We start from the raw sequence: 12683 nt of genomic DNA on the forward strand, positions 1-12683 counted from the left end.
TCTTTTATCCGGATTGGTAGACATACTGAAGAGCTAGGTTTTATTAAGCAACTATCGTGCCTGCAATTTAAATATCTGATTTAAATTGTATTTACGTTTGTTAAATGTGTTTCGTAAATATTGTGTAAAAAAAACCGACATTAATTTGTGTCAATGTTTTTGCTTGTTAAAGCCTTATGGCCAAGCTCAAACTTGACACTTGGAATGGCGAACGCGCGCTGCCACACACGCCTGCTATGTCTGTTTCCGCACTGAACGAGCTCATGCCTGCTCCTATGCTGGGGGCGTAAACATGCAAACACGGCGGCGCCACCATGAGCAAGCTATCTTCTGCATTCACCGAAGCCGAGACCGATGAAGGTCCGGCCCCCAAGCGCCGCCGCGCCGCTCCCTTGTCTGTTGACGCGTGGAAGCAATTCCTCAGCGTGGCGAAACCGTACTGGCTGGGCGAGCAAAAGAAGAAAGCCTGGGTTCTGCTGCTGCTCCTGATCGTGCTGATGCTGGTCGAGACCAAGCTGGCGGTCATGCTGAACGACCAGTCCGGCGAAATGACCTCGGCGCTGGCCGCCAAAGAGGGCCCCCGCTTCTGGAAATCGGTGCGGATGTGCCTGTTCGTGCTGGCCTTTGCGGTGCCGGTCTATGCCTTCTATTACTACATGCGCGACCTGTTCGCGAACCAGTGGCGGCGCTGGCTCACCGGCCGCTTCCTCGACGGCTACCTGAAAGGCCGCAAATACTATGAGCTCGGGTCCGACAGCGGCATCGACAACCCCGACCAGCGCATCAGCGAGGACATCAACACCTTTACGGGCAGGTCGATCAACTTCCTGCTGATCTTCCTGGGTTCCATCATGCAGCTGGTCGCCTTCAGCGCCGTGCTGTGGTCGATCTCGCACCTGCTGGTCGGCGTGCTGGCGGTGTATGCGACGGTCGGCACCGCGATCGCCCTGTGGGTCTTCGGCACGCCGCTGATCCACCTGAATTTCTGGCAGCTGCGGCGCGAGGCGGACTTCCGCTTCAGCCTGATGCGTGTGCGCGAGAATGCCGAATCGATCGCCTTCTACCGCGGCGAAGCGCAGGAGCGGGCCCACATCGACAGCAAGCTGGACAAGGTGATCAACAACTTCGCCCGCCTGATCCGGAAGCAGCGCAACCTCAACTTTTTCCAGCGCACCTTCAGCCAGCTGACCCTGGTGCTGCCGGGCGTGATCCTGGCCGACGGCGTGCTGTCGGGAGAGCTGGAAGTGGGGCGGGCGATCCAGGCCGCCGGCGCCTTCACCGCGGTGCTGGGCGCGGTGGGCGTCATCGTCGACAATTTCGAGAGCCTGAGCCGCTTCGTGGCCGGCATCGGCCGCCTGCAGGCTTTGTCCGAGCTGGTGCTGCCCGGCGTGGCCGAGGAGTACCCCGACGAGGGCGCGCACCCGCGCATCCAGCGCCACCCGGCCCGGCACCTGACGCTGGAAGCCCTGACGCTGCATCCGCCGCAATCGGAGCGCGTGCTGATCAAGGAACTGAACCTGGTGCTGAAGCCCGGCGATGCGCTCCTGATCACCGGCGACAGCGGTTGCGGCAAGAGCTCGCTGCTGCGGGCGATCGCGGGCCTGTGGCACACCGGTAGCGGCGCGATCCACCATCCGCCCATCGAAGACTGTTTCTTCCTGCCCCAGCAGCCCTACCTGCAGGCGGGCACGCTGCGCAGCCAGCTGATCTATCCCAGCGCAGATACGGACCTCAGTGACGAGCAGTTGCTGGAGATCCTGGAGCTGGTCCACCTGCCGCGCCTGGCCGAGCGCGTGGGCGGCCTGGATGCGGTGGAGGACTGGGAAAAGCTGCTGTCGGTGGGCGAGCAGCAGCGCCTGGCCTTCGGCCGCGTGCTGGTGCATGCGCCGGGCATCGTCATCCTCGATGAAGCGACCAGCGCGCTCGACAGCGCCAACGAAACCTCGCTCTACGCGCGCCTGCGCGACAGCGGTACGACTCTGATCAGCATCGCCCACCGGCCCGCCGTGCTGCGCCACCACACCCACGTGCTGCACCTGACGGGCGAGGGCGCGTGGGAGGTGCATGAGGCTGGCGCGTTTGCATTCGATGCGCCGGCCGCCGGGGCGCGCGCCGGCGCCGGCAACCCGAACCCGAACCTGAACCCGAACCCGAATCCGCAGCCGGCGCGGCAAGCGCGTAAAGTGGCTGCGGCGACTTGAAATCCTGATCACGCCCTCAACATGAAGGCCTATCCGGAATCATATTAAGGAGGCAAAGTCATGAGCCCGCAAGATTCACAGATGTTGCACGATTTCCTGAGCCAGCTGATCCAGGCGCGCGGTATCCAGAAAGACCCGGAAGCCGATGCGCTGATCCAGCGCGCGGTCGCCCAGCAGCCCGACGCCGCCTACCTGCTGGTGCAGCGCTCGCTGCTGCAGGAGCAGGCGCTGAACAATGCGAAAGAGCAGATTGCACAGCTGCAAAATCAGCTGCAGAACGTCCAGCAGGGCGACAGGCGCTTCCTGGATGCGAATGCCTGGGGGAATAGCGGCGGTTCGCGTCCCGCAAGTGCACCGATGCAGCAGGAGCGGCGCGAATACTATCGCGACCCGCGCGATTACCCGCCACAGCAATACCAGCCGCAATACCAGCAACCGTCGATGATGGGCGGCATGTTCGGCTCCCGTTCCGGCGGCTTCCTGGGCGGTGGCGGCGGCCTGCTGGGCTCGATCGCGGCGACGGCCGCCGGCGTGGCCGCAGGCAACTTCCTGTTCCATGGCCTGGACAACATGTTCCACCACCATGATCAGGGCGGCGGCAACCACCTGCTGAACGGCGACGACCCGGGCAACAACCTGTTCAGCGACCAGTCGGGCAGTGCGCTGGCCGACCAGGCCGGCCTGGGCGACATCGGCGGCGGCTCCGGCAACCATCTGCTGGACAGCGGCTCAGGCGACGTCGCCTCGGAAGGCTTGTTCGACAGTGGCCTGGACGATAGCGGCACGCTTGACAGCACGGGCGGCTTCTTCGATGGCGATGGTTCCGACGAGGGCCTGTTCGGCTAATTATCTGTCGCGGGCTTCCAGGGATCGTAGGTCCCCACGTTCCAGATGTGGCCTTCGGGGTCGCGGCACATGAACTCGCGGCTGCCGTATGCGGCATCGGCCGGCTCCTGCAGGATGAGGGCGCCGACGGTGCGCGCGCGCTCGCAGATCCGGTCCGCATCCTCCACGTGCAGGTAGACGGTCTGGGTCTGGCGGCCGTTGATCTGGTCCGGCTGCACCAGCAGCTTGCCGTATTCGTTGTCGTTGCTGACCGAGCCGAGCATGATCATGCCGCCGTTCAGCGTCAGCTGGGCGTGGGCGATGGCGTCGCCGCTGCCCGGCACTATCATCTGGCATTCGAAGCCGAAGGCCTGGCACAGCCAGTCGATGGCGGCGGGCGCGTCGCGGTAACGCATGCAGGGAATGGCTACGGATGGCATGGCAACTCCTCGGTAGGATGATGCGCTCATCCTACCAGCGGAGCAGGGCGATTCACATCTGCTGGAACAGATAGGTGTGATTGCGGCTCACTTCGAGTTCGAAGGGATGGCCGCGCAGCCTGAGCATATGGCGTCCGCGCAGGTCGCGCGCGACTTCGCCGATGGCGTCCACGCGCACCAGGGTCGAGCGGTGGATGCGCCAGAACTCGTCCGGGTCGAGCTCTTCGGCCAGCTCCTTCAGCGTCTTGCGGATCAGGAATTCGGCGCTGGCCGTCTGCACCCGTGTGTACTTTTCGTCGGACTGGAAGAACAGGACCTCGCGCGTGCTCACCATGCGCAGGCTAGCGCCGACCTGGGCCTGGATCCAGCGCAGGTAGCCGGCCTTCGGCTTTTCGGTGCCCTTGTGTTCCAACAGCGAGGTCAGCTTCGCCAGCTGCTGGCCGATGTCCGGCTGCACCGGCGAGTGCGCCTGGATGCGGCTGCGCAGGCGCGCGCAGGTGGTGGCCAGGCGCTCCGCGCTCACCGGCTTCAGCAGGTAGTCGAGCGCGCCCTGTTCGAAGGCGTCCAGCGCGTACTGGTCGTAGGCGGTGGCGAACACAATGTGCGAGCGCTGGTACAGCTGGCGCGCCGCCTCGATGCCGTTCAGACCCGGCATGCGGATGTCGAGGAAGGCGATGTCCGGCTTGTGCTGCTCGCCCAGCGCCACGGCTTCGACGCCGTTCGCGGCCTCGGCGACGATGCGCAGTTCCGGCCAGACCGCGGCCAGGCGGGCGCGCAGCAGGTCGCGCATCGGCGCTTCGTCGTCGGCGATCATGGCGGTGAGTGCGCCGTCGTTCATCATGCGGTCTCCATCATCTTGTAGGGCAGTTTGATCAGGGCGCAGGCGCCGCCGGCGGGCGGGGTGTGGATCACCAGCTCGGCGTTCGCGCCATACAGCAGCTGCAGGCGTTCGCGGATGTTCGCCAGGCCGATGCCGTCGTCGGCGTGCGGGTCGATGCCGATGCCGTCGTCGCAGACCTCGACGTGCAGGGTGAAGCCGTCGACGTAGGCGCGCACGGTGACGGTGCCGCCGGCGATCTTCGGCTCCAGGCCGTGCTTGATCGAGTTCTCGATCAGGGTCTGCAGCATCATCGGCGGGAAGGGCGCGCTGCCGAGGAAGTCCGGCACCTCGAAGCGCACGTTGAGGCGCTCCTTCATCCGCGCCTGCATGATCGCCAGGTAGGCCTTCGACAGTTCGACCTGCTTGCCCAGCGTGCCGCCGTCACGGGCGCGCATCTGCGGCAGGGTCGAGCGCAGGTATTCGATCAGGTGGGCGTGCACGCGCGCCGCTTCAGGCGGATCGGTTTCGATCAGCTGGCCGATCAGGGCCAGGGTGTTGAACAGGAAGTGCGGCTCGACCTGAGCCTGCAGGGCCGCCATCTGCGCTTCCATCAGGCGCCGCTCCAGCGTGGCGACATTCGCCTGCATGGTCGCTTCCTTGGCCACCAGCTCGGCCTTGCGCTTGCCGCCGGCCAGCACCTTGACGCCGAAGGAGACGATCACATACCAGACCGCCGGCTCGGGCACGTTCAGCGGCACGCAGACCATCAGCGCGAGGAACCAGGTCAGGGCCAGCTGGCGCCACTCGACCACCGCCAGCCAGTCGAAGAAGCGCCACCACAGCACGCTGGCTTCGCGGAAGGCGTCGCGCAGGAAGTCGAGCCCGGAATTGATCTCGCTGGCACGCATGATACGGACTCCTTATTGCTCGCGCACAGTGCGGCGGCGGTCGATGACGAAGGCGCCGGCCACCACCTTCACGCCCATGAAGAGGATGAACAGGAACAGGGCCAGCGGCAGGATGCTGATCACGAAAGCCAGCAGGATGCAGCAGGCGATCATGGCCGGCAGCGGCATCGCGGCGATGCTGCGCACGCCCTTGCGGCAGGCGCGCACGATGTCGCGGGCGACGTCTTCCATGCTGTCGCAGAAGGTTTTGAAGTTTGCGCTTTTCATGAGGTGCTACTCCTGTGGTGATGTTCGATGGAGTTACTGTAATCGCGCAATCCGCAAGCTTCTACCGGTGTCCGACAAAATGCCGGAAACATGGGATGACCGGTCATACAGACAGATAAATGGACAGCTATTGTAATATTGCAAACCGCCAATATTCTTTCACACCATGCACACCAACGCCACCTTCGCTCACCTGGCTTCGTACAACCAATGGATGAACCGGAAGCTGTACGAGGCGGCGAGCGGGCTGTCCGAGGAGGAATTGCATCGGAACCGGGGCGCGTTTTTCGGCTCGGTCTTCGGCACGCTCAACCACATCGCGATCGGCGACATCCTCTGGTTCAAGCGCATTTCGAGCCTTCTGCCGGGCCTGGCGTCGCTGCATTGCATGGACCAGTTGCCGCAGCCTGCCTTCCCGGCCACGCCGCTGTGCGGAAACCTGGCCGGGCTGGGCGCACTCAGGGCCACGCTGGACGAGGCGATCATCGCCTTCTGCGCGGAAGTCGATTCTTCCCAATTGGGCGAAACGCTCGAATGGAGCTCAAGGAATGGCTTCAAAGGCCGGAAAGTCCTGGGCGACGTGCTCCTGCACGTTTTCAATCACCAGACGCATCACCGCGGCCAGGCCAGCACGCTATTTTCGCAGCTGAGCATCGATATCGGCGCGACTGACCTGGTGCTGCTGCTACCGGACGCGCCATGACCCGCACCAGCCGCCTCTTCCAACTAATGGACGCCCTGCGCGGCAACCGCCGCCCGGTCACCGCCGCCCAGCTGGCGGAAAAGCTCGGCGTTTCCGAGCGCACCATCTATCGCGACATCCAGGCCCTGGCCCAGCTGGGGGCGCCCGTCGACGGTTCGGCGGGCGTCGGCTACATGCTGCGCACCGGCTTCTTCCTGCCGCCGCTGATGTTCGACGCCGACGAGCTGGAGGCGCTGGTGCTGGGCGCGCGCTGGGTGCGTCACCAGGGCGATGCGGCCCTGAGCGCGGCGGCGGACAAGGCGCTGGCCAAGATCGCCACCGCCACCCCGCGCGACCTGCGTGACCACATGGCGGAGATGAGCCTGTGGGTGCCGGCCGGGCCGCAGCCGGCGGCGCCCGAGCCCTTCGTGCAGCCGGCGCGCGAAGCGATCCGCCGCCAGTGCAAACTGCGCATCGCCTACCGCGACGAAAAGGACGCTGCTTCGGAACGGGTGGTCTGGCCCTTCGCGCTGGCCTTCTTCCAGGAGCGCCGCGTGATGGCGGCGTGGTGCGAGCTGCGCGACGCGATCCGCCACTTCCGCATCGACCGCATCGTCGACGCCGAACTGGGCTTTGAGCGCTACCCGACGCCGCGCCATGCGCTGCTGAAGCAGTGGCGGGCGCTGCACGATATCCCAGACCACTCCTGACAGGATCTGTCATGGCTTTTGCCTAACATTGCCAGACTCTCAACCTGAAGGAGAATGGCAATGCAGCTCTACTATCACCCGTATTCGTCCAACGCCCGCCGCGTCCTGATGGCCGCCGACCACCTCGGCATCCAGCTGGATCTGGTCGAGTGCAACCTGATGAGCGAGGCCGACCGCCGGCGCCTCATGGAAATCAACGACAACAACAAGATCCCGGTGCTGATCGACGACGGCTTCGTACTATGGGAATCCTGCGCGATCATGCAGTACCTCGCCGACAGCAAGCCGGGCCAGACGGTGTATCCGACCGATCCGCTGGGCCGCGCCGACGTCAACCGCTGGATGTTCTGGGCCTGCCAGCACTTTGCACCGGCGATCGGCGTGATCGCCTGGGAAAACGTGTGGAAGAAGATGGTGACCGGACAGGATGCCGACGTCAACGAGCTGGCCCGCGGCGCCGCCGACCTGGCCCAGGCGGCCGCGGTGCTGGACAAGCACCTGGCGCGCCGCCGCTGGCTGGTGTGGGATGGTGTGACCCTGGCCGACTATGCGGTGGCGGCCTCGCTGATGGTCCGCGAGCGGGCGCGCCTGCCGCTGGACGACTATCCGCACCTGCTGGCCTGGTTCGAGCGGGTGCAAGCGCTGCCGGCCTGGAGCAATACGGAATCGGTCTGGTAAATAAGCGGTCTGGTAAAAAAATATTTTCACAAGCTTGTCGATTTCCCCCATTATCGCTCGTCGTCAGCATGTAGCAGCGGTTTTTAACTCAGCTTTCAACAATGGGGATGTCATGAACAAGCAAATCTTCGTCAACCTGCCGGTCAAGGACCTGGACAAGTCCAAGGCCTTCTTCAATGCCCTCGGCTACAGCTTCAACCCGCAGTTCACCAACGACAGCGGGGCCTGCATGGTGATCGCCGAGGGCAGCATTTATGCGATGCTGTTAACGGAGCCCTTCTTCAAGACCTTCATCGACAAGCCCATCGTGCAGGCGAAGGAAGCGACCGAAGTGCTGGTCTGCCTGAGCTGCGAGAGCCGCGAGGAAGTCGACGGCCTGGTGGCCAAGGCGGTCGCCGCCGGCGGCCGCACGCCGCGCCCGTCGCAGGATCACGGCTTCATGTACGCCCACGCCTTCGAGGACCTGGACGGCCACATATGGGAACTCGTGTGGATGGCGCCGCAAGCCTGATTTTTTCGATCACTTAAAAAGAGGAGACGTCATGAGCAAGCAAGTCATTTTCAACCTGCCGGTCAAGGACCTGGAAAAATCGAAGGCCTTCTTCGCCAGCCTGGGCTTCGGTTTCAATCCGCAGATGTCCGGCGAACACGCGGCCAACGTGATCATCGAGGAAGGCCGCATCAGCGCCATGCTGATGACCGAGGACTTCTTCCGCTCCCTGATCGACAAGCCGGTGGTGCAGGCGAAGGAAGCCAACGAAGTCATCGTCTGCCTGGTGCTCGACAACCGCGACGAAGTGGCCAGCCTAGTGGAGAAGGCCGTCGCCGCCGGCGGCCGCACCCCGCATCCGCTGGAAGACCATGGCTTCATGGTCACCCAGGGATTCGAGGACATCGACGGCCATTTGTGGAATCTGGTCTGGATGAACCGTTCCTCCGAACTTACGCAAAGCTAGCCGTAGCTAGGATTACTGTCGGATTCCTGCTTCATCGGGGACGGTTTCGCCTCGTGCTTGGACACGAGACCAGCGCCTTCCCCTCCACAGGCAGACACGGTCGAACTGACCGCCATGTTTTTCAGGTTGATGGCTGCGTTGACATCGCGGTCGTGTAACGCGCCGCAGCCCGGGCACGTCCAATGTCGCATGTTCAGCTCAAGCGTCTCCATCTTGTATCTGCAGCTCGAGCAAGTCTTGCTGCTGGGATGCCAACGATCCGCCACAACGACTTGGCCACTGCGCCAAGCCGACTTGTACTCGAGTTGCCTGCGCAGCTCGGTCCAGCCCATGTCGACGATTGCGCGCGCAAGCCGACCGTTGGTCAGCATCCCTTTGACGTTTAGATCCTCGATGACGATTGTATGAAAACGCCGCGTGATTCTTGTACTCAGCTGGTGCAGACTGTCGCGGCGAATGTTGGCGATCCTCACATGCAGTTTGGCCAGTTTCAGCTTTGCCTTGGCTCGATTGCAAGACCCTTTGTCTTTGCGTGACAAATTTCGTGACAAGCGACGGAGTCGCCCAAGCAGAATGCGCAGTGCCTTCCTACCTGCGAACTTCTCGCCCGTCGATAAAGTGGCTAGCGCAGTGATCCCCAGATCCACACCTACCACACCTTGATTTTCGGTTGGAGGCAAAGATGGGTCCGAGGTGTCAACGGTAATGCTTACGTACCAGTGGCTTGCTGAGCGCGAGATTGAGGCAGAAAGGATTCGCCCGGTAAGCCGCAGCGCTTCGCGCATGCGGACCCAACCCAGCTTCGGAACGCGGATGTAGCGGTCTTCAACTCGAAACTGGTCGTTGCTCAGAGCAAAGCGATCGTCGCGTCCCTTTCTCCGGAACGTTGGATAGCGAGCACGCTTAGCAAAGAAGTTTTCGAACGCACGTCCCAGCTGCATGATGGCTATCTGAGGCGCGCTCTTCGTCACTTCCAACATCCACGAAAATTTTTCACGCTTGATACCATTAAGCTGGCGTCGTAGGGCTGCTTCGTTCGGCTTCGGCAGCGAGGGATCGGCTTTGCACAGTTCATACTGTCGCTCCCACTCGGTCAGTGCCCAGTTATAGGCGAAGCGCGCAGTGCCGGCTGCGCGCGCGAAGTGGGTCGCCTGCACGTTGTTCGGGTCGAGTCGGATACGATGCGCAAGGAACATAGTGCACCTTCGACAGCCAAATATCTGTCATTGTTCCGTTTTAGTTTTCTGTGCTCGGACGCAATGGTGACCTTCCTTATTCGGCGCGGTGGTAGTGGAAATGAAACCACGCAATTTAAAGAAGATCGTTCAGATTTAAGAAAGTTGCGAGCAAATTTTTATCCTCAGGCCTCGTCCCAGTAACGCTTCAACAGCCCGTAGTTCACCGTGTCGGCAAACTCGCCGAACACGAACCAGCGCTCGGGCATGAAGCCCTCTTTGCGGAAGCCGACCTTTTCCAGTACCCGGCCCGAGCCGACGTTGCGCGGGTCGATGTCGGCTTCGATACGGTTCAGGTTCAGGGCGTCGAAGCCGTACTGGATAGCGGCGCGCAGCGCCTCGGTGGCATAGCCCTGGCCCCAGTGGCGGCTACCGAGCGCGTAGCCGATCTCGCAGCGGCGGTTCTGCTCGAAGAAGTGGTGCAGGCCCACGTTGCCGATCAATTCGCCGGTGGACAGCAGTTCGATGCCGAAGCGCGCCTCGCTGCCGTCCGCGTGGGCGGCCAGGATGGTCTTGATCGATTCCTCGGCCTGGGCGATGTCGGTCCAGGGTTCGCGGCTCCAGTAGCGCGCCACGTCGTGGTCGGAAAAGATGGCGTAATGGGCCGGGATGTCGGCTTCCGTCATCCAGCGCAGGCGCAGACGCTCGGTGGTGAGAATGACAGGCTTCAGTTCAGGCATGCTTGTTTCCTTGATCGGTGAGTGACAGTACCATCGCCGTGATGACGCGTTCGGCTTCCTCGAAATCCTGCGCCGTCAACTCGGCGCGTCCCAGCACCAGCGCCATCTGCGCCGAAAAGTCCGCATACGACTGGGTCATCGCCCACACCGCGAACAGCAGGTGCGTGGCATTCACGGGCGCGATGCGGCCGTCCGCGATCCAGCGTTCGAACACGGCGATGTCCTGGCGCAGCAGCGGCACCACGCGGTGGCGTATCTGTTCGCCGTACATGGTGGCGCCGCCGATCACTTCCATCGCATACACGCGCGAGGCCAGCGGCTGCTCGCGCGAGAAGCGCAGCTTGGCCGCCACATACGCGCGCAGCACGTCGGCCGGGTCCTGGTCGGGGTCGGCCAGGCTGGCCATGCGCGCCAGCCAGTCGTCCAGCACATCGTCCAGCACGCGCTTGTACAGCGCCTGCTTGGTCGGGAAATAGTACATCAGGTTCTGCTTCGACAGGCCGGCGCGCTCGGCCACTTCCGCGATCGGCGTGCCTTCGAAGCCGCGCTCGGCGAACAGGCGCACGGCTTCGCGCAGGATCGTGCTCTCGACTTCCTCGCGGTGCTGGACGCGCTTGCCGGGGAGGGCGGCGCTGGCAGGTTCGGTGCTGGTCTCGTTGATTGTGATGGTCATGGCGATGGCGTCAGAGGCAGGTGCGGAGGAAGTCGAGGAGTTGCGGTTCGGCCGCGTAGGCGACGTTGAAGCGAAACCAGGGCGTGGCCGGCGCGTGCAGGCAGAAGAAGTCGCCGGGCGCGAGCAGGATGCCGGCGCGCAGCGCCCGTTCGGCGATCGTGCGGGCGTTCTGTCCGGGCGTGGCGGGCGCCGTCCAGCCGGCGCTGACGAACATGCCGCCGCGCGGACGCGCCAATGGTTGCAGACCGGCCTCCAGCAGGCGCTCCTGGGCGCGCGCGCCAGCGTCGATCAGCTGCTGCGCCAGGCGCTCGACCTGGCGCCGGTAGACGCGGCTGCTGACGGCGTCGAACACGGCGCGCTCGTTGACCTCCGAGGTCGTCAGCCCGGTCAGCATCTTGACGCGCACCAGCTCCGGGATCAGCGAGCAGGACGCGCAGATCGAGCCGACCCGCAGCACCGGGGACAGGGTCTTCGAAAAGCTGCCGATGCGGATCACCCGGCGCAGGCCATCCATCGCCGCCAGCGAGGCTTCGCCGGGCGCGGCCAGTTCGCGGTAGATGTCGTCCTCGACCAGCCAGAAATCGTATTGTTCGGCCAGCGCCAGCAGGCGATGCGCCTGGGCCTGCGACAGCGAAGTGCCGAGGGGATTCTGCAGCACCGTGTTGACGAACATGAGCTTCGGGTGATGGGCGGCCGCCTCCCTCGCCAGCGCCTCCATGTCCAGGCCGGCCGCGCCGCGCGGAATGCCGACCGGGACGCAGCCGTGGTGGCGCACCAGGGCCAGCAGGTTGCTGTAGCCCGGATCTTCGACGAACACCACGTCGCCGGGGCGCGTGAGGGTGCGCAGCACCAGGTCGAAAGCGTGGGTGGCGCCGTGGGTCAGCAGGATCTGTTCGGGTTCGACCGCGCACAGTTCGGCGGAAAGGCTCGCGGACAGGTGCTGGCGCAGCGACGGAAAGCCGAGCGGATGGCCGTAGCCGCGCAGGCGGCCGGCCGGGATCTTCATCGCGTGGCGCACCGCATCAAGGATCGTCGATTCGCCATACCACTCGGGCGGCAGCCAGCCGGCGCCGACCGGCAGCGCATCGGACTGGCCGGAATACAGGTCGGGAGTCAGGGCATCGACGGCTGCGGCGGCGGAAGGCGCGCAGGCCTGCTGCGGCGCATCGGGACCGCAGCGCGCGACGAAGAATCCGGAACCGCGGCGCGAGGACAGCACGCCCAGGTGCAACAGGCGGTCATAGGATTCGACCACTGTGAAGGTGCTGACGGCGTTGACCTTTGCGAATTGTCGAACCGAGGGCATTTTGGTGCCGACGCGTAGTTCGCGCCGATTTACCATCCCGATGATCGCCGCAACGATCTGGTCGACCAGGCTGCCGCGGCGCTGACGGGCGATGGGCAGCACCGGCCAGGCAGAGTCTGCCTTCCCGTCCTTGGCGGCAGGATCTTGCTCATTCAGGACTTCGCGCTGGTGTTCCCCAGATACAGCCATTGCCGACTCCTTCCGGTGCGACGCCGGAAACTGTACAGGTTATGCTGCCAGTACGGTTGGCCGATTTCGCCGGTTGTGTATATGTGCCGCCCTTGTCTTGCTGACTATTATTG

Annotated in this window: 15 protein-coding genes; 7 read left to right on the forward strand and 8 right to left on the reverse strand. The window is 63.8% G+C overall.

Going from position 1 to position 12683, the window contains the following annotated elements:
- The first annotated feature begins 314 nt into the window (after positions 1-314).
- Together LQV39_RS04205 and LQV39_RS04210 are read left to right on the forward strand one after the other, a co-directional pair.
- The gene (locus tag LQV39_RS04205) at positions 315-2201 is read left to right on the forward strand and encodes an ABC transporter ATP-binding protein/permease (protein ID WP_230020488.1); all 1887 of its coding nucleotides are present in this window, start codon (positions 315-317) and stop codon (positions 2199-2201) included.
- Between the two features lie 60 nt (positions 2202-2261).
- Complete coding sequence (locus LQV39_RS04210) at positions 2262-3047, forward strand: DUF2076 family protein (RefSeq protein WP_230020489.1); 786 nt, start codon at positions 2262-2264, stop codon at positions 3045-3047.
- On the opposite strand, the gene LQV39_RS04215 is transcribed toward LQV39_RS04210, so the two are convergent.
- The 4 genes from LQV39_RS04215 to LQV39_RS04230 are packed head-to-tail and all read right to left on the reverse strand — an operon-like array spanning position 3044 to position 5461.
- Positions 3044-3466 (reverse strand): VOC family protein, encoded by a 423-nt coding sequence (locus LQV39_RS04215; RefSeq protein WP_230020490.1) that lies wholly within the window; start codon positions 3464-3466, stop codon positions 3044-3046. The genes LQV39_RS04210 and LQV39_RS04215 overlap by 4 nt on opposite strands.
- Before the next feature lie 52 nt (positions 3467-3518).
- Entirely contained in the window at positions 3519-4304 is a 786-nt protein-coding gene (locus LQV39_RS04220) for a LytTR family DNA-binding domain-containing protein (protein ID WP_230020608.1), read from the reverse strand.
- Positions 4304-5194 (reverse strand): sensor histidine kinase, encoded by an 891-nt coding sequence (locus LQV39_RS04225; protein ID WP_230020491.1) that lies wholly within the window; start codon positions 5192-5194, stop codon positions 4304-4306. The genes LQV39_RS04220 and LQV39_RS04225 overlap by 1 nt, the downstream gene beginning before the upstream one ends.
- Before the next feature lie 12 nt (positions 5195-5206).
- Complete coding sequence (locus LQV39_RS04230; RefSeq protein WP_230020492.1) at positions 5207-5461, reverse strand: hypothetical protein; 255 nt, start codon at positions 5459-5461, stop codon at positions 5207-5209.
- Between the two features lie 166 nt (positions 5462-5627).
- On the opposite strand from LQV39_RS04230, the gene LQV39_RS04235 reads away from it, so the two are divergent.
- The 5 genes from LQV39_RS04235 (at position 5628) to LQV39_RS04255 (ending at position 8487) form a co-directional block, all read left to right on the forward strand.
- Entirely contained in the window at positions 5628-6164 is a 537-nt protein-coding gene (locus LQV39_RS04235; RefSeq protein WP_230020493.1) for a DinB family protein, read from the forward strand.
- Positions 6161-6853: a YafY family protein gene (locus LQV39_RS04240; RefSeq protein ID WP_230020494.1), complete on the forward strand. Its 693-nt coding sequence runs from the start codon at positions 6161-6163 to the stop codon at positions 6851-6853. Before LQV39_RS04235 ends, LQV39_RS04240 begins: the two co-directional genes overlap by 4 nt.
- Positions 6854-6913: 60 nt before the next feature.
- A complete protein-coding gene (locus LQV39_RS04245) occupies positions 6914-7531 on the forward strand; it encodes a glutathione S-transferase family protein (protein WP_230020495.1) in 618 nt (205 codons plus the stop codon).
- 112 nt (positions 7532-7643) lie between these two features.
- Entirely contained in the window at positions 7644-8042 is a 399-nt protein-coding gene (locus tag LQV39_RS04250) for a VOC family protein (RefSeq protein ID WP_230020496.1), read from the forward strand.
- A gap of 31 nt (positions 8043-8073) precedes the next feature.
- Complete coding sequence (locus LQV39_RS04255; RefSeq protein ID WP_230020497.1) at positions 8074-8487, forward strand: VOC family protein; 414 nt, start codon at positions 8074-8076, stop codon at positions 8485-8487.
- On the opposite strand, the gene LQV39_RS04260 is transcribed toward LQV39_RS04255, so the two are convergent.
- The 4 genes from LQV39_RS04260 to LQV39_RS04275 all read right to left on the reverse strand — a co-directional run bounded on the left by LQV39_RS04260 (position 8484) and on the right by LQV39_RS04275 (position 12570).
- The gene (locus LQV39_RS04260; RefSeq protein WP_230020498.1) at positions 8484-9683 is read right to left on the reverse strand and encodes a transposase; all 1200 of its coding nucleotides are present in this window, start codon (positions 9681-9683) and stop codon (positions 8484-8486) included. The two genes, LQV39_RS04255 and LQV39_RS04260, sit on opposite strands and share 4 nt — an antisense overlap.
- A gap of 164 nt (positions 9684-9847) precedes the next feature.
- Positions 9848-10402, reverse strand: coding sequence for a GNAT family N-acetyltransferase (locus tag LQV39_RS04265; RefSeq protein ID WP_230020499.1), 555 nt, complete (start codon positions 10400-10402; stop codon positions 9848-9850).
- A complete protein-coding gene (locus tag LQV39_RS04270) occupies positions 10395-11075 on the reverse strand; it encodes a TetR/AcrR family transcriptional regulator (protein ID WP_230020500.1) in 681 nt (226 codons plus the stop codon). Before LQV39_RS04270 ends, LQV39_RS04265 begins: the two co-directional genes overlap by 8 nt.
- Before the next feature lie 10 nt (positions 11076-11085).
- Positions 11086-12570 carry a PLP-dependent aminotransferase family protein gene (locus LQV39_RS04275; protein ID WP_230020501.1) on the reverse strand — a complete coding sequence of 495 codons (1485 nt, stop codon included), beginning with the start codon at positions 12568-12570 and terminating at the stop codon, positions 11086-11088.
- Positions 12571-12683 lie beyond the last annotated feature (113 nt).

The sequence above is a fragment of the Massilia sp. Bi118 genome (genome assembly GCF_918697865.1).
GTDB lineage: Bacteria > Pseudomonadota > Gammaproteobacteria > Burkholderiales > Burkholderiaceae_D > Telluria.